At 62.9% G+C, this 22,802-nt stretch carries 19 protein-coding genes; 7 read left to right on the top strand and 12 right to left on the bottom strand.

The window, feature by feature from the left end; genetic code table 11:
- Positions 1–42: 42 nt before the first annotated feature.
- Entirely contained in the window at positions 43–1,635 is a 1,593-nt protein-coding gene (locus C0V82_RS21790; RefSeq protein WP_158660131.1) for an ABC transporter substrate-binding protein, read from the bottom strand.
- 210 nt (positions 1,636–1,845) lie between these two features.
- On the opposite strand from C0V82_RS21790, the gene rfbC reads away from it, so the two are divergent.
- The 6 genes from rfbC to C0V82_RS21760 all read left to right on the top strand — a co-directional run bounded on the left by rfbC (position 1,846) and on the right by C0V82_RS21760 (position 7,198).
- A complete protein-coding gene (gene rfbC, locus C0V82_RS21785) occupies positions 1,846–2,400 on the top strand; it encodes a dTDP-4-dehydrorhamnose 3,5-epimerase (protein WP_102114565.1) in 555 nt (184 codons plus the stop codon).
- A 29-nt stretch (positions 2,401–2,429) separates the two neighbouring features.
- The gene (gene rfbB / locus C0V82_RS21780) at positions 2,430–3,488 is read left to right on the top strand and encodes a dTDP-glucose 4,6-dehydratase (RefSeq protein WP_102115140.1); all 1,059 of its coding nucleotides are present in this window, start codon (positions 2,430–2,432) and stop codon (positions 3,486–3,488) included.
- Positions 3,488–4,372 carry a glucose-1-phosphate thymidylyltransferase RfbA gene (gene rfbA, locus C0V82_RS21775; protein ID WP_102114564.1) on the top strand — a complete coding sequence of 295 codons (885 nt, stop codon included), beginning with the start codon at positions 3,488–3,490 and terminating at the stop codon, positions 4,370–4,372. The genes rfbB and rfbA overlap by 1 nt, the downstream gene beginning before the upstream one ends.
- A 5-nt stretch (positions 4,373–4,377) precedes the next feature.
- Positions 4,378–5,256, top strand: coding sequence for a dTDP-4-dehydrorhamnose reductase (gene rfbD / locus C0V82_RS21770; protein WP_102115139.1), 879 nt, complete (start codon positions 4,378–4,380; stop codon positions 5,254–5,256).
- 167 nt (positions 5,257–5,423) lie between these two features.
- Positions 5,424–5,822 (top strand): DUF983 domain-containing protein, encoded by a 399-nt coding sequence (locus C0V82_RS21765; RefSeq protein WP_188595030.1) that lies wholly within the window; start codon positions 5,424–5,426, stop codon positions 5,820–5,822.
- A complete protein-coding gene (locus tag C0V82_RS21760) occupies positions 5,822–7,198 on the top strand; it encodes an aminotransferase-like domain-containing protein (protein WP_102114563.1) in 1,377 nt (458 codons plus the stop codon). Before C0V82_RS21765 ends, C0V82_RS21760 begins: the two co-directional genes overlap by 1 nt.
- Positions 7,199–7,201: 3 nt before the next feature.
- On the opposite strand, the gene C0V82_RS21755 is transcribed toward C0V82_RS21760, so the two are convergent.
- The 6 genes from C0V82_RS21755 to C0V82_RS21730 form a co-directional block, all read right to left on the bottom strand.
- On the bottom strand, positions 7,202–7,522 hold the full coding sequence (locus C0V82_RS21755) for a BrnA antitoxin family protein (protein WP_102114562.1): 321 nt from the start codon (positions 7,520–7,522) through the stop codon (positions 7,202–7,204).
- Complete coding sequence (locus C0V82_RS21750) at positions 7,467–7,760, bottom strand: BrnT family toxin (RefSeq protein WP_102114561.1); 294 nt, start codon at positions 7,758–7,760, stop codon at positions 7,467–7,469. The genes C0V82_RS21755 and C0V82_RS21750 overlap by 56 nt, the downstream gene beginning before the upstream one ends.
- A gap of 108 nt (positions 7,761–7,868) precedes the next feature.
- Complete coding sequence (locus C0V82_RS21745) at positions 7,869–9,680, bottom strand: alpha-amylase family glycosyl hydrolase (protein ID WP_102114560.1); 1,812 nt, start codon at positions 9,678–9,680, stop codon at positions 7,869–7,871.
- A 316-nt stretch (positions 9,681–9,996) separates the two neighbouring features.
- Positions 9,997–11,502 carry a tryptophan halogenase family protein gene (locus C0V82_RS21740; protein WP_102115137.1) on the bottom strand — a complete coding sequence of 502 codons (1,506 nt, stop codon included), beginning with the start codon at positions 11,500–11,502 and terminating at the stop codon, positions 9,997–9,999.
- A gap of 71 nt (positions 11,503–11,573) precedes the next feature.
- Positions 11,574–12,617, bottom strand: coding sequence for an EAL domain-containing protein (locus C0V82_RS21735; protein ID WP_102114559.1), 1,044 nt, complete (start codon positions 12,615–12,617; stop codon positions 11,574–11,576).
- Positions 12,618–12,754: 137 nt separating this feature from the next.
- Positions 12,755–15,580 carry a TonB-dependent receptor gene (locus tag C0V82_RS21730; protein ID WP_158660130.1) on the bottom strand — a complete coding sequence of 942 codons (2,826 nt, stop codon included), beginning with the start codon at positions 15,578–15,580 and terminating at the stop codon, positions 12,755–12,757.
- A 717-nt stretch (positions 15,581–16,297) separates the two neighbouring features.
- On the opposite strand from C0V82_RS21730, the gene C0V82_RS21725 reads away from it, so the two are divergent.
- Entirely contained in the window at positions 16,298–17,719 is a 1,422-nt protein-coding gene (locus C0V82_RS21725) for an META domain-containing protein (protein WP_102114557.1), read from the top strand.
- Between the two features lie 4 nt (positions 17,720–17,723).
- Here the strand turns inward: C0V82_RS21725 and C0V82_RS21720 are convergent, their stop codons facing one another.
- The 5 genes from C0V82_RS21720 to C0V82_RS21705 all read right to left on the bottom strand — a co-directional run bounded on the left by C0V82_RS21720 (position 17,724) and on the right by C0V82_RS21705 (position 22,713).
- Positions 17,724–19,364, bottom strand: a complete 1,641-nt coding sequence (locus C0V82_RS21720; protein ID WP_158660129.1) for a hypothetical protein — start codon at positions 19,362–19,364, stop codon at positions 17,724–17,726.
- 186 nt (positions 19,365–19,550) lie between these two features.
- Positions 19,551–20,573, bottom strand: coding sequence for a hypothetical protein (locus C0V82_RS21715; protein WP_158660128.1), 1,023 nt, complete (start codon positions 20,571–20,573; stop codon positions 19,551–19,553).
- Complete coding sequence (locus C0V82_RS27115; protein ID WP_158660127.1) at positions 20,534–21,205, bottom strand: hypothetical protein; 672 nt, start codon at positions 21,203–21,205, stop codon at positions 20,534–20,536. The genes C0V82_RS21715 and C0V82_RS27115 overlap by 40 nt, the downstream gene beginning before the upstream one ends.
- 180 nt (positions 21,206–21,385) lie before the next feature.
- Complete coding sequence (locus C0V82_RS21710) at positions 21,386–22,069, bottom strand: TorF family putative porin (protein WP_158660126.1); 684 nt, start codon at positions 22,067–22,069, stop codon at positions 21,386–21,388.
- 155 nt (positions 22,070–22,224) lie between these two features.
- Positions 22,225–22,713 (bottom strand): Lrp/AsnC family transcriptional regulator, encoded by a 489-nt coding sequence (locus C0V82_RS21705; RefSeq protein ID WP_102114553.1) that lies wholly within the window; start codon positions 22,711–22,713, stop codon positions 22,225–22,227.
- Between the last annotated feature and the right edge of the window lie 89 nt (positions 22,714–22,802).

Below are 22,802 nucleotides of genomic sequence, written 5' to 3'. Positions count from 1 at the left end.
GACGAAAAGGCCGCGCCGGGCAACCGGCGCGGCCTTTTTCATTCAGGGCTGCTTCAGCCCGACCCCATAGAAATCCAGCCGGGTGGAGGGGGAGGCCCGGAAATCAATGACTTCGGGACGTAGAGCCACATAGACATGCGGGTGGGCGACGGGCAGCCATGGCATGGTCTTACGGAAGATGGCCTGCGCCTGGATATAGTAGCCGCGCCGCGCAGCCTGATCACTGGTGCGGCGGGCGGCATTGATCAGGCGATCCATTTCTGGATCGCACCAGCGAGCCAGATTGCCATTGCCCGGCTTGGCCGCCTCACAGGATAGAAGGTCGGACATGAACCGGTCCACCTCATCATTGGACCAGCCATATTGAGCCATCGGTGCCTCACCGAAACGAACCCGGCGGACATATTCGCCCCATTCATAGGTGACGATCTTCGCCTTGATCCCCACCTTGGCCAGATCGGCCTGCATCATTTCCGCGATGCGACGGGGCGCTGGGTTATAGGGGCGGACCACCGGCATGGTCCACAGTTCGGTCTCAAACCCTTCCTTCAGCCCAGCCTCGGCCAGCAGCGCCCGGGCCTTGGCGGGATCATGGGGCAGGTCCTGGACGCTGTCATCATGGGCCCAATGGCCGATGGGGATGGGCGTGGTCGCCGCCTTGGCGGTGCCCATATAGGCCTGATCCAGGATCGCCTTCTTATCGACCGCCAGATTAACCGCCATGCGCACCCGCAGATCGTCAAACGGCTTCTTCGCCATGTTCATGGCGACATAGCCGACGGACATGGCCTCCACCCCTACAATCCGTACAATCGGATCCTGGCGCATGCGGCCCAGGTCGGCGGGGTTGGGATAGGTCATGGTATGGCACTCGCCTGCCTTCAGCTTGGCATAGCGGACGGTGGCATCGGGTGCGATGACGAAGACCAGTTGGGTCAATGGCGGGGCGCCGCGCCAATATTCCTTGTTGGCGCGCATCCGCACCTCCGTATCCAACAGGTGCCGGACCAATTGGAACGGGGCCGTACCGATTGGCTCCAAGTCTACCTTCTCCGGCGTTCCTGCCTTCAGCATGGCCTCGGCATATTCGGCGGATTGCATCGACATGGCCTGACTGGTCAGGGCGCGCAGCAGGCCTGCATCAGGTTCCTTCAGGCGGAACCGCACCTTGTAGGGTTCCAGCTTCTCTACGGCCACAAGGTTGGTCGATAGGCCCAGATTATGAAAGGGCGCATAGACCTTGCCGCCGGAAACAGCATTATAGGGATGGTTCTTGTCCATCTGCCGGGCAAAGGTGAAGAGGACATCGTCGGCGTTGAAATCACGGGTCGGGGTAAACAGCTTGGACCGGTGCCATTTTACGCCTTGGCGCAGGGTGAAGATCACCGTCCGCCCCTCATCCGCCAGTTCCCAGCCTGTTGCCAGTTGCGGTTCCAGTTCCAAGGAGCCGCGCTGCACATTCACCAGCTTTTCATAGAGCTGCTGGGCGATGTCGTAAGAGTTGCCCGATGTGGAGTATTGCGGGTTCAGGCTGTCAGGGGCGGCTTCGGCGCAATGGACCAACGTCTGGGCCTGTCCGGGCACACCAGCCAGCGCCAGCACCCCACCCAACAGTAGCCAAAACGGAACCCGCATCATTGCCCCCGTCAGAAACTGGTCCCCAGGGGATCATGGAGGGGGGCTTGGGCGCAAGCCGCTTGGCGGCCCCGCCCCCGTTACCATTGCCTGATAACGGTGAAACGTGCATAAGGGACCCGTCCCGAACCGTGCCCTGGGGCGAAGGGGCGGTCGCGATGGCTCTGTTATTCTGAACCCCTTGTCTTTCCCTTCGCCGGATCCGATCCCATGCAAGTCACCCGCTTCGATATTGACGGCCTCGCATTGCTGAAGCCGGCGCGCTTCGGCGACCATCGCGGCTATTTCGCCGAAACCTACAGCCGCCGCCGCTTCAAGGAGTTGGTGGGTGCGGACGTGGAATTCGTGCAGGACAATCACTCCCTGTCGCGCGATGCCGGCACGCTGCGCGGCCTGCATTTCCAGCGCCCGCCAACGGCGCAGGGCAAACTGGTGCGGGTGGTCGCGGGTGCGGTTCTGGATGTGGCCGTCGATATGCGCCATGGTTCCGCCACCTTCGGACGGCATGTGGCTGTGGAACTGACCGCCGAGGGTGGCGAGCAGTTCTGGATCCCCGCCGGCTTCGCGCATGCCTTCTGCACGCTGCGGCCGGATACGGAGTTCGTGTACAAGGTGACCGACTATTACAGCCCGGCCGATGATGGCGGCATCATCTGGAACGATCCCGACCTGGGCATCGAATGGCCGTTTCCGGCGGAAAAGCTGATCCTGTCCGATAAGGACATGAAGCTGCCGCGTCTGGCCGATCTGCCGCCCATTTTCTGAACCGACGATCCGAGAGCCCTGGAATGACCATGCTTTCCCCCAAACTGATCCTCGTTACCGGGGGCGCCGGCTTCATCGGTTCCGCCTTCATCCGTTATGTGGTGGGCGAGAAGGGTTGCGCCGTCGTCAATATCGACAAGCTGACCTATGCCGCGAATCCTGAGAATGTGAAGTCGGTCAAGGATAGCCCGCTTTACCATTTTGAAAAGGCAGATATCTGCGATCGTTCCGCAATCGATGCGATTTTCGCGAAGTATCAGCCCGACGCCATCGTCCATCTGGCCGCCGAAAGCCATGTCGACCGGTCCATCGACGGCCCCGACGCCTTCATCCAGACAAATGTCGTGGGCACGGGCGTGCTGCTGTCGGCGGCGCGCGACTACTGGCAGGGTCTGAACGGGCAGAAGAAGGCGGATTTCCGCTTCCACCATGTCTCCACGGACGAGGTGTTCGGGTCGCTGGGTGAAGAAGGTTTCTTCACCGAGACCACGCCCTATGCGCCGCGTTCGCCTTATTCGGCGTCCAAGGCGTCGAGTGACCATCTGGTTGATGCCTGGCATCACACCTATGGGCTGCCCGTCGTTCTGACCAATTGTTCGAACAATTACGGGCCTTTCCACTTCCCGGAAAAGCTGATCCCGCTGGTCATCCTGAACGCCCTGGAGCGCCGTCCCCTGCCCGTCTATGGCAAGGGCGACAATGTGCGCGACTGGCTGTTCGTGGAAGACCATGCCAGCGCCCTGTGGGAGGTGCTGACGCGCGGTCCCGTGGGTGAACGGTTCAATATCGGTGGCAATAACGAGAAGACCAACCTGGAGGTCGTGGAGCGCATCTGCGACATCCTGGACAGTCTGCGCCCCGACGGAACCCCTCGCCGCGACCTGATCACCTTCGTGAAGGACCGGCCCGGCCACGATCACCGCTATGCCATCGACGCTACCAAGATCCGCACGGACCTTGGCTGGGAGCCGAAGGAAAGCTTCGAGACGGGTCTGGAGAAGACCGTGCGCTGGTATCTGGATAATGAATGGTGGTGGGGCCCGCTACGGGAAGAAGCCCACAAGCGCCGGGGTGAGGGGAAAAAATAATGGCCAAGCGTAAAGGCATCATTCTGGCAGGCGGGTCTGGCACAAGACTGTACCCCATTACCATGGGCGTCTCGAAGCAGCTGCTTCCCGTCTATGACAAGCCGATGATTTATTACCCCCTGTCAGCCCTGATGCTGGCCGGCATTACCGATATCCTGGTGATCAGCACGCCGCATGACCTGCCGCAGTTCAGCCATCTGCTGGGTGACGGCAGCCAATGGGGCCTGAACCTGTCCTATGCGGTGCAGCCCAGCCCCGACGGGCTGGCACAGGCTTTCATCATCGGGCGTGGCTTTGTCGGTAATGATCCGGCAGCACTGGTGCTGGGCGACAACATTTTCTACGGCGACGGGTTTGAGGCCTTGCTGGCCAATGCCGATAGCCGGGATAGCGGCGCCACAGTCTTCGCCTATCACGTTAACGACCCGGAACGATATGGCGTGGTCAGCTTCGATGCCACGGGCAACGCCCTGACCATCGAGGAAAAGCCCAAGGCGCCCAAGTCGAATTATGCCGTTACAGGCTTGTATTTCTACGATAATTCGGTCGTGGACATCGCGGCAACCATCAAGCCGTCACCGCGTGGTGAGCTGGAAATCACCGACGTCAACAATGTCTACCTCCAGCAGGGCAAGCTGATGGTGGAACGGATGGGCCGGGGCTATGCCTGGCTGGATACCGGGACCCATGACAGCCTGGTCGAGGCCACGCACTTTGTGCAGACGGTGGAAAAGCGCCAGGGCCTGAAGATCTGTTGCCCGGAAGAGATCGCGTATCGGCGCGGGTGGATCGGGGCGGAGCAGGTGGAGAAGCTGGCCAAGCCCATGATGAAGAATGAGTACGGGCAGTATCTGATGAAGATCCTGCGCGAAGCAGGGGCTTGATTTTCATGCATATTTTGGTGTTTGGCCGGGGTGGGCAGCTGGCGCTTGCCATGCAGGATCAGGGCACGAAGACGGGTCATCGGGTGACCTGCCTGGGCCGGGAAAGCCTGTCCATTGCCGATGAGGCCGCGGTTGCCGGTGCCATCGCGGCGCACAAGCCGGACCTGATCGTCAATGCCGCCGCCTATACCGCCGTGGACAAGGCGGAAAGCGAGCCGGATCAAGCCTTTGCGGTTAATCGTGACGGTACCCGCCATATCGCGGCGGCGGCAAGACAGGCCGACATTCCCTTCATCCATGTCTCCACCGACTATGTTTTTGAAGGCGGCGGCGACCGGCCCTGGCGGGAGGATGACGCCACCGGACCGTTGGGAGTGTATGGAGCCTCCAAGCTGGCTGGCGAACTTTCGATTGCAGAACTGGGTAAGGCACGCAATGCCACATTGCGGACAAGCTGGGTTTTCAGCCCCTACGGCGCCAATTTCGTGCGGACCATGCTGCGCCTGGGCGCCGACCGGCCAGAATTGCGGGTGGTGGCGGATCAGCGGGGGCGGCCCACGGCGGCCCATGATATCGCCGATGCCATCCTGTTGATGGCGCCGTTCGTGGCCGATGGCAGCGCCCATGGCATCTATCATTTCGGGGGTGCGGAACCCACGAACTGGCATGCTTTTGCCGAGGCCGTGTTTGCCAGTGCCGCCCGCCATGGCCGGCCCATACCGGTGGTGAAACCCATTTCGACAGCGGAATATCCCACACCGGCCAAGCGCCCGGCTAATTCCGTGCTGGATTGCAGCCGCTATCTGGCACTGCCAGGCGCGCATCTGCCGGACTGGCGGGTTGGGCTGGATCGGGCGGTAGATGCGTTGGTGGCCGCTGGGTGAGGGGGCGATCAGGTCGAATGTTTGGACCCCGGTTCCGCAAGGAGCCGGGGTTTTTCTTTGGGCCTGCGACAAGCTGACCTGGGACTCATCGGAGAGGTAAGCGTATGGATACTTGAGACACCATACAATGCTGATTGTATGGCCATACAATATGGAGGTGCCGCATCATGGCCACCCATAAGAAGATCGACTTTTCCACCACCCCGTTCGGGCTGGGCATCCGAGGGTTGTGCCCGCATTGCCGGCAGGGGAAAATCTTCGCGGGCTATCTGGCGCTGGCCAAGAATTGCTCACATTGCGGGTTGGACCTGTCCTTTGCCGATCCGGCGGACGGGCCGGCCTTTTTCACCATGTCCATTGTCAGCTTCCCGCTGACGGGATTTGCGGTGTGGCAGGAGCTGGCGTTCCAGGCGCCCTATTGGGTGCATCTGTTCACGACCTTGCCTGTGTCGATGCTGTCAGTGATGGCGTTGCTGCGGCCATTGAAGGGCTGGCTGGTCTGTGCCCAGTATATGAACAAGGCGGAGCAGGGGCGGCTGGATGACGATGGGGATGGACAGGGCTGATGGCTGATTGGGTTCCGCCGACGCTGCCGCCGGGCGGGGCGCTGTACCGCGCCATTGCCGATGCCATCGCCATCGATATCGCATCGGGCGCCCTGACACCCGGCATGCGACTGCCACCGCACCGCAAGCTGGCGGACGCCTTGGGCGTGGACCTGACGACGGTGACGCGCGCCTATGCCGATGCACGGGCGCGGGGCTTGGTGGAGGCGGTGGTGGGGCGCGGGACCTATGTGGCCGATGCCGTGAACCCGCAGCGCACCAAAGTGGAACTGGACCTGTCCATGAACCTGCCGCCACAGCCGGCCAGCGCCAATCTGGCGCTGCGGCTGGGCCGGGCCATGGCGGGGCTGACGCGGCGGCCCGACCTGTCCAGCCTGCTGAATTACCAGCCCAGCGGCGGCGGCGATGGTGACCGGCGGGCGGGGGCGAAATGGCTGTCGGCGCGCATCCCCGACCTGGATGTCGGCAGGGTGCTGGTCACGGGCGGCGCGCAGGCCTGCCTGTCGGCGCTGTTGACCATGCTGGGCGGCTGGGGCACCGACGTCATGACGGACCCGTTCACCTATACCGGGTTTCGCATGGCAACACAGTTGCGCGGCCTGTATGTGACGCCGGTCCAGACCGATAGCATGGGCATCGTACCGGAAGCGTTGAGTGCGGTGGCGCGCAGTGCGGAATCAAAGATCGTCTATCTGATCCCTACCATCCATAACCCGACCTGCACCACCATGCCGCTGGAGCGGCGTCAGGCCATCGTGAAGGTGGCGCGCGACCTGAACCTGACCCTGATCGAGGATGATGCCTATGGCATGCTGGCCGATCCCGGCCCGCCGCCGCTGGCGGCCCTGGCGCCCGAACGCGTCTGGCATATTTCCAGCCTGTCGAAGTGCCTGACGCCGGGTCTGCGCGTGGCCTATCTGGTGGCCCCAACGGGGGCCGACATCCCGGCGGTGCGCGCCCACCTGCGCGCCACGGCCCAGATGGCCCCACCCTTGTCAGTGGCGGTCGCGACGGGGTGGATTGAGGATGGGACTGCGCAGGAGATCCTGGCCGCCATCCGGCAGGAGGCCGAGGAGCGGCAGGCGATTGCCCGGCGCGAATTGCCCATCGGGTCGATGGTGGCGCACCCTCAGGGGCACCATGCCTGGGTCACCCTGCCCCCCTATTGGACCGACCGCGCCTTTGCCGAAGCGGCACGCAAGATGGGGGCGGCGGTCATCCCCGGTGCAGCCTTTGCCATGGCCCCGGAACCACCGCCGAAATATGTGCGGGTGGGGCTGGGTGCCGCACCCGACCAGCAGACGCTGACGGTGGCGTTGCGCCGGCTGGCGGCCCTGATGCGCAATGGGCCGGTGGCGGAGGAAGAGGTGGTTTGAGGGCTAATTGCCCGTGCGGCGGCTGGCACGTTCGTGATCAACGAAAGCGCGCAGGACCTGATTGATCCGGGTCTGGTAACCCTTCCCATGATCCTTGAAGAAGCTGACAATGTCGCGGTCAAGCCGGATGGTGACGGGCACCTTGGTATCCGGGTCCACCAACCGGGCATTCGCCAGCCATTTCGCATCCATCACGGGGGCGGCATCGGGATCGGCATCGATGCCCGCCTGAATATCCGCATCGGTCAGCGCATCGACGCGCGACCAGTCAACCGTCGGGCGGCGATCGCCGAGCGAGCGCCGCGTGATACGTTCGCTGCTCATGGTCATTAGCCTTTCTTGCCGAAATGATGCGCCTGATATCGGCCCGGTCCGTATAGACGACCACGAGAACGCGGCCATCCAGGGTGCCAAGTGCGATGACGCGGGTCTCTCCATAGTCCTTGCGGGTGTCTGGATATTCCAGGGTCGGACCCGCAAAGATGTAAATGGCGTCTTCGAAGTCGATACCGTGTTTTTCTAGATTTATCAGCGCCTTATGAGGGTCCCACTCGAACTGCATCGCGTTCGCTCCTCTAGCGTCACCCTCCCTAATACCTACTTGTTCTCGGTAGTTATGAACTCTAACATCGTACATACATTTTGTAAATATAGACTATCCAATGTCCCCTCACCCCTTCCGGCACACGATGTAATCCAGCGCAGGAACCGTGACGCTGTAGGCCGTCCCCTGCCCTGCCGCGCAGGTGCCGTGCAGGGAGGTCCAGGTGGTGCCCGGCCCTTCGGTGTCCAGTGTCAGGGAGCGGGGTTTGGTGTCGGTGTTGGCGACGATGAGGAATTGTTCGCCGCGCGCGTCATCGATGCGGGAGAAGGCCAGCAGGCCCGGACCCTTGCGTTCGAAATAGCGCATCACAGTGCGGCCCTGGCGCAGGCCGGGATGGGCCTGGCGGATGGTGGCCATGCTGGCAAACGCGCGATAGAGGCTGTGGCCGGGCTGGAAGGCGTCGCCGGTGCGGGGGCCGATGGTGCCCAACCGTTCCTCGGTATTGAACTGCTTCGACGGGCTGGCGAACATCGGCTGGCGCGAGGCCTTGTCATCGCCCAGGCCCACGAAACCCTGTTCATCACCGTAATAGAGGGTCGGCACACCACGGGAGAAGAACATCAGCGCGTGGCCCAGCACCACACGGGCCTGCAGCTCTTCCGCCTTCATCTTGGGATTGGCCTTGCGGATCTTGAAGGCCAGACGGCCCTGATCATGGTTGGAGATGAAGGTGGCCAGTTGGTGGGCGGTCTCGTCACCTTTGGGGTAGAGCCGGTCCGCGCGGAACAGCCCGTCCCAGAGATCGAGATCGGCGCCCATGCCCAGCGTGTCCCGCGCGGCCACGGCCACGCCGAAATCCAGCACCGAGGGCAGGCCCAGGATGCCGGTATAGGCGGCGAGGTCGGCCGGCTTTTCATTGGCCACTTCACCGAAAATGATGAAGTTGGGAATGCCCTGCGCTTTGGCGAAGGCCGTGATCTCCGGCACGAAACGGTGCCAGAATTCCGGGTTCACATGTTTGGCGGTGTCGAGGCGATAGCCGTCGATGCCGTACTCGCGGATCCAGTGCTTGTAAATCTCAATCAACCCGTCCACGACGGCGGGCTGTTCGGTGTAGAGATCGTCCAGGCGGGAGAAATCGCCGAAAATACTGTCCTCCCCGCTGAAGTTACTGTCGCCGCGATTATGGTAATGGCGGGGATCATTCATCCAGGCGGGGTTTTTCACACCGGCTTCCGCCGCCGGGACATAGGGCGTGTAAGCGTAGTTGATGTCGGTGAGCGTGGCGTAGTTGGGCACCGTCTGATGCGCCGCCCCATCACCCTTGAAACCCGTGTTGATGGCGGCACCGTCTGATGCGCGCCGCGTGGTGGGGTAGTCGCCCTTGGACCGGTAGGGGCAGGGCTTTGACATGCTGCTGCCGTCGCATTCACGATACTGGATCACGTCGCCCGTATGGTTCACCACGATATCCATGATGACCTTGATATTGCGGGCGTGCGCCGCGTCGACAAAAGCCTTGAAGGCCGCGTTCCCGCCCAGATGCGGGTCGACATTCAGGAAATCCAGACCCCAATAGCCGTGATAGCCCGCCGACAGGCCGCCATCATATTTGTGCACCACCTTATTCACGACGGGCGGGGTGACCCAGATGGCCGTGACGCCCAGCCCCTGGATATAGTCCAGCTTCTGCGCCAGCCCCTGAAAATCCCCGCCATGGAACATGCCGATATCGGTGGGGTCATAGCCCGTTTGTTCCGGCCCGCCGGTCAGCCCGCCCTTGTCGTTGGACGCATCACCATTGGCCATGCGGTCGGTGACCACGAAATAGACCACGTCATCGGCGAAGGGCCGATCCCGATAGGGGGCCGGGCTTTCAGCCAGCGCAGGGGCGGCCAGGGCCAGCAGGGTGGCGGCGGTCGTCAGCAGGCGGGACATGGCGGATCCTTTCGGTTTGGTGGTTGGGGTAGGTGGGGTGGCGCCCCTAATTCGTCACCCCGGCGGAAGCCGCGGCCCAGCATTGAGCGGCGTCTGCCGCGATAGAGAGTCATATCGGCGCTAACCGCGCCACGACACTGGGTCCCGGCTTTCGCCGGGATGACGAAGAGGGAGCAGTTCAATCACTCCCCCCCGAAAAGTCCGGCCGGCGGGGCGCCCCGCCGGCCGCAGTTTCCCTTGAGGGAGCAAGAACCCGGTCAACGCGACCGGGCCGGCCCGGCGGATGGGAACCACCGGGTTTGGGAGGATGGGCGGGTCAGGAAGGGCGGGCGGCACATTGGCGGGCGATGAAATCGGCATGGGTCGGCAGAGCCGCCATTTCATGCGCAATCATCGCCTTGATCTCGGCCAGGAATTCCTTCAGTTCCGTCTCGCTCAACTGGTCAGCCAGCGGATGCCAACTGCGCGGGATCACGCCCTGGCCCAGGAACACCTGAATCCAACTGACATCCAGGAACAGTTCATCAAAGACGCGGGACACGCGGCCATGGGAGGCGAAGACCCGCATCCGCCGCTCCAGCTCCTCCGGGATCTCCATGGCGCGGCAATCGCGCCAGAAGGGACTGTCGTCGCGTTCGGTCGCCTTGTAGTGCAGGATGATGAAGTCGCGTATGCGCTCATACTCCGCCTGGGCCTTGGCGTTGAAATCATCCACCTCCACCGCGTCGATCCCGTCATTGGGCAGGGCCATCAGAATGCGGGTGATGGCCGATTGCACCAGATGAATGGAGGTGCTTTCCAGTGGCTCCAGGAAGCCGCTGGACAGGCCTACGGCCACAACATTGCGGTTCCACATCTTCTTGCGACGACCTGCCGTAAAGCGCAGCAGGCGGGGTTCAGCCTGGGGCGTGCCATCCAGATTGGCCATCAGAATGTCGCGGGCCTGTTCCTCGCCCATATAGCGGCTGGCAAAGACATGGCCGTTGCCGATGCGGTGCTGCAATGGAATGCGCCATTGCCAGCCGGCGGGATGGGCCGTGGAGCGTGTATAGGGGGTGAATTCGCCGCCATTGGCGCAGGGCACCGCCCAGGCGCGGTCACAGGGCAGCCAGTGGGACCAGTCCTCAAACCCGGTGCCCAGCGCCTGCTCGATCAGCAGGCCCCGGAAGCCGGAGCAATCGATGAACAGGTCGCCTTCGATCTTTGTGCCATCCTCCATCTCCACCGCCTCCACATGGCCGTTGAAGGCGTTCAGGATGGTGCGGCGGATCTTGCCCTCGGTCCGCACCACACCGCGTTCGGTGGCGAAGCGGCGCAGGAAGGCGGCATAAAGGCCGGCATCGAAATGGAAGGCGTGGGTCAGCGGTTCCAGCGGCGTGCGCCGCTGCGGCCCTGGTCGGGCATAGCGCAGGGCGCGGGCGGCAACCGTGTTGTAGACATATTGTTCCCAATCCCCATCCAGCCCCAGCGCGTTGGCGCGGCGCCAGACATGGTGGAAATGGGTCATGCCCAGGGGGCGGCCCAGCGCCCCGAAGGCGTGCATATAGCGATGGCCCTGCCGGTACCAGTCCTTGAACTCAATGCCCAACTTGATGGTACCGTTGGTGGCGCGCAGGAACTCATCCTCGTCGATGCCCAGCACGCGGTTGAAGGTGGCGATCGGCGGGATCGTCGCCTCCCCCACCCCGACGGTGCCGATCTCTTCCGATTCCACCAGATGCAGCTTGTGGGTCTTGCCCGCCACACGGGCCAGGGCCGCCGCCGACATCCAGCCGGCCGTACCGCCACCGACGATCACGATGCTGCGAATGGGTTTGTGCATGTTGGTCTGCCCGAATGCCATGAGAATCTCAGGGTAAGGGGAAAGGACGGGCGGGCCAAACCAAACGCGCTTTACACCGGTGCGGGACGGCCCAGCAGGTAGCCCTGCAGGAAATCCACCCCCGCCGCCGCGACCCAGGCGCGTTCCGCCTCCGTCTCGATCCCTTCCGCCACGATGCGCGCCCCGGTATCGGCGGCGATGCCGATCAGATGGCGCACGATGCTCTGCTTGTAATGGTCCTGGTCGATGCCCCGGATCAGGGCCATGTCGATCTTCACATAATCCGGCCGCAACTCCTGCAGCATGTTCAGGCCTGAAAAGCCGGCCCCGATGTCATCCAGCGCCACGCGGAACCCCGATTGCCGGTAGAAAGCCAGGATGCCGCGCAAATGGGCCTGATCCTTCACCTCGGTCGTTTCCGTCACCTCGAACACGATGTCCGACGGCGTCAGGCCCATGTCGCGCACGAAAGTGTGGGTGGTGCGCAGGCAATAGGCCGGATCATAGATACTGGACGGGTTGAAATTCACGAACAGTTTGGCCCCTGGTGCACGCTTTGTCGCAAAGGCCTTGATCGCTTCACGCCGGGCAGCAAGGTCCAGCGTGAACAGCAACTGCGTCTCCATCGCCACCGACAGCAGCGACCCCGCCGAAACGATGTCGCCATTCCCCTCCCGCCCGCGCAGCAGCGCCTCATACCCAAAGGCCGTGCCATCGGGACGGCAGATGGGCTGCAGCATGGAGAATAACCGGTCCTGTTCCAGCATGCCCACCAGCCATTGCCCCTTCACCGCCGCGATGAGCCAGCGCAGCGTGCGCGTGGACATATAGTCGGACAAGGCCGGCGCCTTGTCCCCGTCCAGCAGCAGGGCACGGCAATGATCCGTCTCCTCCTGTGACAGGCTGCCATTGACGTCCGTCAGGAAGGCATCCATATCGCCGCGTGTGAGGCGGATATCCAGGCAAGCCGGGTCCTCAGTATCCACCAGCCGTAGGCGGCGGCGGGTCGCGATGTCCAGCAGCTTGGAACGGGTATGGGATGTAGGCGGGGCCAGCAGCAACCGGTTGTCGGCATGGACCAGCGCCTTGATCTTCTCGCATTCAGGACAGTGCATGGGGATTCCTCCAGATTTGGAAGGAAACTCGTTCTGGCCGCGCGATTATCAAGGTTTGCTTATGGAAAGAGTCGATACCGTTCCCGATAGAAAAAACCCCCGCCGGCAGGAACCGGCGGGGGCAGAGGGAGACAGGATCAGAACTTGTAGGAAGCACCCAGCAGGTAGCGCGAACCGTAATCCTCGAAGCGCTCCACCAGACGCGTGTCGCCACGGCCATAGGCGATGAAGGGCTCGTTGGACAGGTTGTAGCCCTGGACCATGAGGGTCAGACCCTCAAGGCTGGAGCCTTCCTGGAACTCATACGACACCTGGGCGTCGTAAATGGTCTCGCCCTTGCCCATGCGCAGGGCGCGGGACTGACCGAAGCCGGTGACTTCCGCCAGGAACTTGGAGCGGTGGTTGGCCGAGATACGGGCCTGGAAACCGTCCTTGTCGTAGTAGAAGGTCGCCTGCGAGGTATACTTGGAGAAGCCTGGGATCGGCTGAACCGGATCGTTCGGGTTCGGCTGGATCGAGGTCTTGGTGTAGCCGAAGCTGCTGGTCAGACCGAAGCCATCCAGACGCTCGCTGATGATCTCGAACGGCAGGGACAATGCCAGCTCGAAGCCGTAAATGTCGCCGCCATTGCCGTTGGCCGGCAGGTTGGAGTAGCCCTGGAACAGACGCGGCGTGACAGTGCCACTGTCAAAGCCGGTGAAGTCCATGATCTGGCGTTCGTTGTAGATGTAGGTCTTCAGCCACTTGTAATAGGTGTTCAGGGCGAAGTAACCGGCATCGGCGAAGTAGAACTCGTACGTCGCATCAACAGCGTCCGCCACCCAGGGCTTCAGCTTGGGATTACCGTTGCCGTCACCGCCAGCGCTCCACGGCGAGAAGTCGATGGAAGTGTTGTTAGCGAAGGCCGGGTTGAAGCTGAAGGTCGACAGGGCCGACAGCTGATCCGGACGGGCGCGGGCCATCTGACGCGAAGCCGCCAGGCGGATCTTGTGATCCTCGTTCGGCATCGTGAAGATCAGGTTGGCGCTGGGCAGGAAGTTATAATACTTCGCGCCCTCGGTGCGGATACGGAAGGTGCCGTTGCTGGCGATGGCCGGACCGGTCGAGGACTGGTCGGTGTGGACATACTGCGCGCCGACATTACCGGTCAGCTTGACCTGACCCAGCATGGCATCCAGATCGACCTTGGCAAAGCCGGTCCAGACCTTCTCGTTGATCTGATAGGCCAGATCGTTCACGCAGTTGTTGCGCGGGCACTTGACCAGAGAGTAGGTGCCGTTGGCCAGCAGGTCACGCGGGTCGAAGGCCAGCGTATCACCCAGACCAATCCAGGACAGGTCCGTCGGCTTTAGCACAGAAGAGGCCGGAACCGCAATGGAACGCTGCGCCGTCGGGTTCTGCACGTTGACCGTGGTGACCACGTACCATTCCGGCTGCGTGTAGTTCTTTTGACGGTCGGTGTAATTGACGCCGGCGGTGATGGCGGAGAAGGCGTTGCTTTCGATCTCGCGCTTCACATCCAGACGGGCCGACCACAGCTCGTCATCGATGGTGGGCGTGTTCAGATAGCCGTTCTGATCCAGGGTACCGATGGAACCGCCGGACCACCCACCCGGATCGGTCAACAGCATCAGGTTCGGATCGGCATAGTTCAGACGCTTGGTCAGCTGCCAGCCGAAATCATTCGGGGCGGAGGTGAAGCCGACCGTGTCGGTCGCACCGGCCCCGGCGGCACCACGACCCGTGCCGAAATAGGCTTCAAAGCGTGAGGATTTACGATCAGCAGAGCTGTAGCCGACATCACCGGTGACCGTCCAGGCGTCCTTGGTATAGACGCCGTTCCAGCCGGCGGAGTACAGGTCGGCCTTGGTGGTGCGGATGTCAGAACGGCCCACGCCCTTGACGCCCGAGAAGGAACCGGCGGTGATCAGGCCGTCTTCCTGGGTGCGACCGGCGGTGGCCAGCGTGGCGGCGGACCAGAACAGCGGCAGTTCTACACCGCGCTGATACTGCACATCATCGAACTTCGAATAGTAGAAGTCGGCGGTGCTGGTGAAATTGTCAGACGCTTCCCACTGCCAGGTGGCGACGACGCCCGTACGCTTCAGCGTCTGGGAATTGGCACGGAACTCGCCACCGCCGATGATCCAGGGCTCCGCCTGGGTGCCGCTGCCCGGATAATTGCCATCGCCCCAGAAACGGGCCGACTTGATCTGCGTCGGCTGCATCAGGTGCGACACGCCGAGCGAGATACCCATCGTGTCATTGGCGAAGCGGTCGATATAGGTACCGGAGAAGCGATAGCCGTACTCGTCGCTGTCGCTGTTCAGCTTGCCATTGGTCACATACTCGGTACGGGCCGAGACGGACAGCACCCGATCCTTGTAATCAAGCGGGCGGATCGTCTTCAGATCGACCGTACCGGCCAGACCCTGGCCGATGACGTTGGACTGCGAGGTCTTGTAGACGGCGACGCCCGAGGAGATTTCGGCCGGATACTGGTCGAATTCCACCGAGCGGTTATTGCCGGTCGTCACCTGTTCGCGGCCATTCAGCAGCGTGGTGGTGAAGTCGGGGCCCAGACCGCGCAGGCTGATCGACTGCGCACGGCCATCGATACGCTGGGCCGCCAGACCGGGCAGACGGGCGATCGATTCCGCAATGGAGTTATCGGGCAGCTTGCCGATATCCTCGGCGGTGATCACTTCCACGATCTGCGTGGCGTTGCGCTTCTGCTCAATCGACGCCTGAAGCGACTGGCGGAAGCCGGAGACGATGATCTCTTCCAGCAAGCCGTCGCCGGCAGCGGGAGCGGCGGCGGCCGGGGCGGCCTGCGCCACCTGGGTCTCGCTGCGCTGGGTCACGATGCTGTCATCGGCGGCGAACGCGGCGCCGGCCGTCAGCATGGCAGTGCCGGCAACCGTCGCCAGCAACGCGAAACGCATTGGATGAACCTTGGACATTCCTCTCACTCCCCATCGACTAAGCGTCACCGACGCCATTGTTCTTTGTTGACCCCGTTCGGGGCGCAGTTCCTGACCGCGAGCGACTTTCGTCCGGACCTGGACACACGGCTCCCATGACCCGCCACTTTACGCGGCGGGAATGCCGGGACCCTGTCCGAACACGCAACAACCCTGACAAGCGGACGCGACGACTAACTTCACCCGCAACAGGCCTTGATCTTTATTGAATGCCGCAGGGCCGCCCTTGATTATTCGGCTGGCAAAGAATTCGGGTGCCTTTTTCTTATGCAGGCACCTTTTCCTCCCGTCGGCACCGACAAAGGGGCCCGTAAGGTCCCAATTGTTCCGGCCATGTCGCATTTCGAATTTAGTTATAAACCCCGAAAACGGTGAGCGCGAAAATACGTATGCATAAGTTTGCTGCGTTGCGACGCATACGTATTCACCTGCGCCATTGTCGTTGGGGGGTGATGGGGCGCACTGTACGAGCTGTTTTCGGCTGACCGGAAACAGCGCCGGCGGCGACCGCTGCCGCGCCGCACGTGCGGCGGGAAGCCAAGCGGCGGATGCCGCGCCGGCGCTTGAGGAAGAAAAATCGGCCCGCAATGGGGGCAGCCGGGGCGGAATTCAGGGGGCCGCCCGCATTTCAAACTGGCATGCGCGCGGCCATGGCGGCATCATCGGCGCCCGGATCAGACAAGAACAGGACGGCGTATGCGGCGGCAGATGCGTAAAGGCATGGTGACCATGGTGGCGGGGGCGTGCCTGATCCTGCCCGCCGCCCTGCCCCCTGCCCTGGCAGCGCCCGTCCCGTCCAGTTCATCGACCGCCCGCCCCCTGGTCACCATCATCGGTGAGCTGTCCTATCGCGAGCGGATCGCCCTGCCGCCCGGTGCCACCTTGCTGGTCACCCTGGCCGAGCCGGGCATGGCCGCCGATCCCGCCGCCCCCGTCCTGGCCCGGCAGAGCATTGACCTGGCGGGACAGCAGGTGCCCCTGCGCTTCCGCCTGACGGCGGTGGCGGCCAAGCTGAAGGCCGGCGAACGTTATGCCGTGCGCGCCATCATCCAGGATGCCGCCGGTCGCCCCCTCTGGTCCATCCAGAGCGCGCATGTCATCGATCCCGGCACGGGCCTGCATGATCTGGGCACCCTGTGGCTGAGCCGCGCCGCCGCACCGCCGCCCGTTCCTCCGGCACCACCCGCCCCCGCATCGGGCGCAGACGCGGCCCCACGCCCGCCGGGCGTGCCGTTCCAGTGCGGGGAACGGGAGGTGGTGGCACTGTATGATGAAGGCGGCCTGGACCTGACCGTCGACGGTCAGACCCACCGTCTGGACCGGGCGCTGTCGGCCTCGGGTGCGCGCTATACCGGAGAGATACCGGACGGGCGGGAGATCGAATTCTGGAGCAAGGGGCGCAATGCCCGCCTGTCGCTGGGGCCTGAGACGGAGATCGCCTGTGCCCAGGCCGATTTCACCGACACCAGCGCACCGGGCCAGTATGAGGCGCGCGGATACAGCCCCAGCTGGACCCTGCGCATCGGCGCAGACCGCCTGGACCTCGTGAGATTTGGCACAGGAACGTCGCAGATCGCGCGGATTTCCTTGCCCGAGCGGCAATTGCTGGCCGATGGCTATCGTTATGAAGGCCGGCTGGGCGACGGCGACTTGAGGGTGACCATCAATCCCGGCACCTGCCTGGATAACCGCACCGGCACCCCCCTGCCCGACCGGGTGCAGGTAGAGGTGGAAGGCCAGACCCTGCAGGGCTGCGGCGGGTCGGCGGCGGCGTTCCTGGCCCAGGGCGAATGGCAGGCGGTATCGCTCAACGGCAAGGAATTGCCGACCGACAATGCGCCCAGCATGCGCTTCACGGCAGCGGGTGAGGTGACGGGACAGGCGGGATGCAACCGCTTCGTGGCCCGGTTCCGCGCCGACGCCAACGGCATCACCATCGCCAGCCGTTCCGCCGCCAGCACCATGATGGCCTGCCCGCGCGACGTGATGGTGCGCGAACAGGCCTTCCTGACAGCACTCCGCTCCATCCAGCGCCACACGCTGGACGAGGCAGGGCTGCTGGTGCTGTCGGGCCTGGATGATGCGGAGATACGGTTGCGGCGGGTGGGCGGGCCGTAGAACGTTATGGCTTCGCTACGCTCGGTACAGCACAAAAAAAGGGGCGCCCTGGTCCCTGACCACCCGCCATGGCATCCCGGATCAGCCTTGCATCGGTGAGATCAGGTAGGGAGGGATCAACCGGACCGAACGGAGACGTTGGCGTACTGCCATCTTCGCGGGCGTAGAAGCGGATCAGAGCCTGCTGCATCTGGGCGCGCTGGATGGTGTCAGCGGGGTCTGTGCTTGCCAACAGGTCGGCCAGAATGAATGGGTCCCGGGCGTTCCTGCCGGCATAGAAGATAAACATCTTCCGCGCGCCAGGATCGCCGCACCAAATCTGCTCTACCACAGGCCGCATGCGGGGCCATTCGTTCATCGCCAACAGGATGGGCGCCAATCGCTGTGCGCCCGTCATTGGTGGTGGCCAGCCCATCGGAATCGGTTCCGGTAATTGCGGAATCAAGGCAGCTGCCTGTGCGTGCGCCCAATCACGCACACCCCGGTTGCTGGTGGTCGCCAGGGCGGCTGCCATTTCCTGATCATTGGGGACATACCGGCTGTGGCGACCGAATATATCTTCCAAAAGCCGATCACCGAAACCTCTGACCTCCCTTCCCAGGACCAAGGCCAGTTTCGGCCAGCGGGTGGCGACGGCGGGGTCCTGTAGCCAGGCCTCACTCTGCTCATCGGGGCCGACACGGCCCTGCATGGCCCGAATGAAGCCCTCCAGGTCGTCACTATAATGCCATGGATTGTCCGTGAAGATCAGGAGTTCGAAATCCCGTTCCAGCAGGTCCAGTGCCTCCGCCCGGCGACCCAGCAAGGCGAGATGGCGTATGGCCCAGATCAGGCTTCGCAGGTCACGGTGATGGTTCAGCCGTGCCTGGAAAAAAGCTACAGCATCAGGATGGTGCCCGGTGACCAGTGCCAACAGGGCATAGTCGGCGCGGCGGCTATCCTTGCCTTCCAGCGACTGCCCGGCCCCATCGATTACACCAGCAAGCAGTTCCAGCCAGGGACGTTGGTCAGCCCCCGACCAGGTCAGGTAACGCCCCATCCCATTGTCAATACGACCGCCCCAGGCCGGCGGTTCTCCTCGTTCGGACCGTGTGACCATGGCGGTAAGATGCGCGGTCGGCATGGAAGGCCAGGCACCCGTCAGATAATCCAGCGCATGATGGGCGCGCCATTGCGCATCCGGGTCCGCATCAGGACGGAGCCGGGACCGCAAGTCGGCTTCCAACGCGCGTAACGCGGTCTCTGGCCCCGCCTTCTGCATCGCCACATAATCGCGGATCAGGTGGACCCAGCGTGACTTGGCACCACCATAAGGGGCTGCCACGTCCCCACCTGCCGCCGGCAGGATTGTCCAGGAACCGTCCGCCTGTCGCGCAAGGAACAAAACGTAGCGCTGCCCCCGCTGTGGCATGAAGAGTAAGCAGGGATTGACCTGATCAGCCCCCAGTGGCCCGCCGCTGAAAAAGCCCAGCGCAAGATCAGCCTGTTCCGGCCCCACCCCTTTCAGCGCCGAAAGCCGGCGAAAGGTCGCGAAGGGCGGGTATTGGTAAGGCTCCGGCCCCCGCCGTGGGGCCAGAGACGTCGCCTCCGCCACAATGATGGCGTCGGCTCGGGCCACCATATCGAATGCTGCACTACGCGCCATGTCCGCATATCCACCGCAGCCACCGGGCGGAGGGGACGGAAGGGACAACGCCCAGGCCGGGGGTGCGGCCAGGAGGAGGAGCATTGATAACAGCAGACTGCACAGAGCACGTGTTCGCAAAGTGCGGATCAACACGGTGTTCCTTCTCGGCAGGTTCGGTGGAGCAACATGGCCATAGCTGTTTTCTTAGTCGTCTTTCCGCATCGGACAGGAAAGTGGTTCCGCTATTGGTTTGCCACCCTTCAGGATGGGAAGAAAGTCACGCTCGCTGTAGGGAAAGCGGCTTGCAGCAGCTGCAGCTGCCAACAACAAGCCGTCGCGCTGCTCCTCTGACAGGCCGGGAGTGACCAGCATGCGGGCAAAAAGGCGGTCTCCCATATGTGTCAATTGTTTGCGGAAGGCTTGGATCACCCCCATACGGGATTTGCCATCGCGGCAGAACAGCTCCGTCAACACAGCTTCGCCACTGCGTTCGCCCACCAACAGCTGCAAGGCTAGCTGCGGTTCGTCCTGTTCCCACCCCTCATATTGCCGATCCCATTCCACGCGGTTAGCAGGGTCGCGAAGTTGTTTCTCGGCCCACGCAAGCAGCGGATGGTCTGTGGTCACATAGGTCAGCCAAAGGGCTTTATCCGGTTCGGCTATCGGATCGGGAACCATCAGGTAGGGAGCGATATCCTCGAAAATCCGGCCTCTGGAATCCTGTCCCAAATAATCCATGATACGCCAAGCCAGATCGGGCCAGATGGCACGCAAATCGGGGTCGCGGTGCCATGCCGGCTTCCCATCACGATCAGTGTAACCGGACATAGATTTTTCAACCATGCGTATGTATTTATGCACCTCTGCGATTGAAACGGTCATGATCCGTGTGGACAAAAGCCGCGCAGCGTCGGCCCGTCGGTCATCCCACGCCATGTGGATGATGGCGAAGAATAGGCCAGCGGGGTCATCATTTCGTGCCGCCAGACCCGCGAAGAACTCAGCGGCATCCGGATGCCCAGGCCGCGACAGCGCCCAAAGTACGGCAACACGGAATTCCGGCGCGGTATAGACATGGGGACCCGTCACCGTGCCATCGCTGCTGGTGACTGTCCAATCCTCCACCCACGGATTCCAACGCAGGTCGGCGGGGATGCGGCCCGCCTCCAACTCCCCATGCAGCCAGATCAGATGGCTTGTCGGCTGTGTCGCCTGTATCGTATCCAACTGTTCCGACAGACGTGCTGCCTTGAACTTCTCCGTCTCGCTGGCCTTGGGGTGCTGAACCCGTGCCAGAGCGGCACGGATGGCAGCCATTCGCTGATCCGGCGGCAGTTCATCCTCGATCCGCACAATTTCTGCCGCCACTCTACCCAGGCCCGGCGGAGGGACGCGTGACCCGGTGCAAACTGCAAAGGCGAGGCATTGGGGCTGTAGCCCCCCTTGTCATCGGGTGACACCAGCAGCAGGTAGGTGGCACCCGCCTGATAGACGTCGTGAAAACATTCGCCCAACCAGCCGCCGTAGGTCCGCAGATCGGAAAAATAGCGTCCAGAAACCCGGATGCGTCGTTCCGCCGTTCCGCGCAGCACACGCTTCACGGCGAACTCAACATAGTCATCCGCCAATGGCCGGATCACCCGTGCCTCCACGACAATAGGTGCCGCAGCCACCTCTGCATAAGGCGTCCTCGGCGTTTGCCCTGGTTCGTAATAGGTAGAACAGGCACGTACCGCAGGTGCTGCAAACAGCGCCAGCAGCAGCAGAGGCAGCAGCAGAAGCGACCAGCCACGCCCCGCCACCGCCGCCTCAACCAGGGCGCGGTCATTCTCGGGCAGGTCGGTGGGCATATTTGACATGGGCAGGGTCCCGGTGTGGAAGATGGTTATCTTTTCACAACCGGGTGGGGTGCGGCAATGGGGGTGGCGGTGAGGGTGTGCCTGTGGCCCCTGGGTCCCGGCTTTCGCCGGGATGACGAAGAAAGAGGGGGATGACGAGGGTACGGTGCAGGGCGTGGGGGATCAGCCCCTACCCTCCCCTTACGGGAAACTCACCGTCACAAACGCCGCCACGCGGCCGCCGCACTTGCAGCCGGGTTCATTCTTCAGGCTGGTGTCGGTATAGGCGATGCCGATGGTGGCGGGGGCCAGGGCGTAGGAGAGTTCAGCGCCCCATTCCCAGAAGTTGGGGCCGCCCAAATCCTTGCGGTCATACCATTGGTGGCCGAGATGGGGGGAGACAGCGAAGCGCTCGGCAAAGGGGATGGTGACAGCGATGCGGTGGTAGAGCGCGTCGCCGGCCCCGCCATCATCGGGGCTGTAGACCATTTCGGCTTCCCATTGATGGGTTTCGAGGTCGAGAGAGCCGGCCAGTGCGAATTCCCAGAGGTCCATACCAGCGCCCTTGGGCGCGCCGGCATAATGGGTGCGGCTGATGCCGGCCACGACGGCCCACTGCTCCCATTGCCATTGATAGCCGCCAATCAGGTTCAATTCGGCGTCGGTGCTGTCGTTAAAATCGACGGTGGAGCCGTCCATGGCCAGGAACAGGCCCGTTTCGTGCGTCCAGGTCAGGCCGCCCTGAAACGCGGCATTGCCATCGGATTGGGATAGGCCCTTGTCGATGTAGTCGCTGGTGAGGCTGACCGAGCCTTCGACATCCGCCCAGGCCGGGGCGGAAGACAGAGCCGCCACTAACGCCAAAGCCGCAAACCGCGTAACCATCCTGCCGACCTTTTTTCTTCTGGATACCGGATAAGATTGCCACGGATGGGCATCACCGGTGCCGAAGATACGAGGTGGCATGAGAATTTCATGCTGTTCATTAGGATATATCGGCAGAGAGGCCGCTATTGATTTTGATTATCAATGGTAATACTTCAGCCGTCCTGATCGGCACCGAACAGGGGCGTCGGGGCCTGGTCCCGCACGGGGCGCAGGACGATGTTGGAGGTGACGCGGCTGACGCCCAGCTCGGTATCGTCGATCCAGCCCTGGGTCAGTTCCTGATAGGCGTCGATATCGGGGCAGATCAGCTTGGCGATGTAATCGAACTCGCCACTGACCTCGAAACATTCCACCACTTCGGGCGTGTTGGCCAGCCGGCGTTCGAACAATTGCCGCCCGTGGCGGCCATGATGCTCCAGCGCGATCTGGGCCAGGACCGTGATGCAGCTTTGCAGCCGGCGGACATCCAGCACGGCGCGATAGCCGGTGATCAGCCCTTCACGTTCCAGCCGCCGCACCCGTTCCAGACAGGGCCGCGCCGACAGGCCCACCCGTTCGGACAGGGCCTGATTGGTGATGCGGCCATCGGCCTGCAGCTCTGTCAGGATGCGCAAGTCGATCTGATCAAGGCGGCGGCGCATGGCGGGTCCGGTTGGTGGCGGGGTGGCAAGGGTAGCCCATTGAAAGGGCACATACCACCGGTCAAGATTCCTGACCGGTGGTATGGCGG

Source organism: Niveispirillum cyanobacteriorum (assembly GCF_002868735.1).
Classification (GTDB): domain Bacteria; phylum Pseudomonadota; class Alphaproteobacteria; order Azospirillales; family Azospirillaceae; genus Niveispirillum; species Niveispirillum cyanobacteriorum.
Note: the sequence above shows the minus strand (reverse complement) of the source record. Positions and strands in the feature narration are given on the sequence as shown.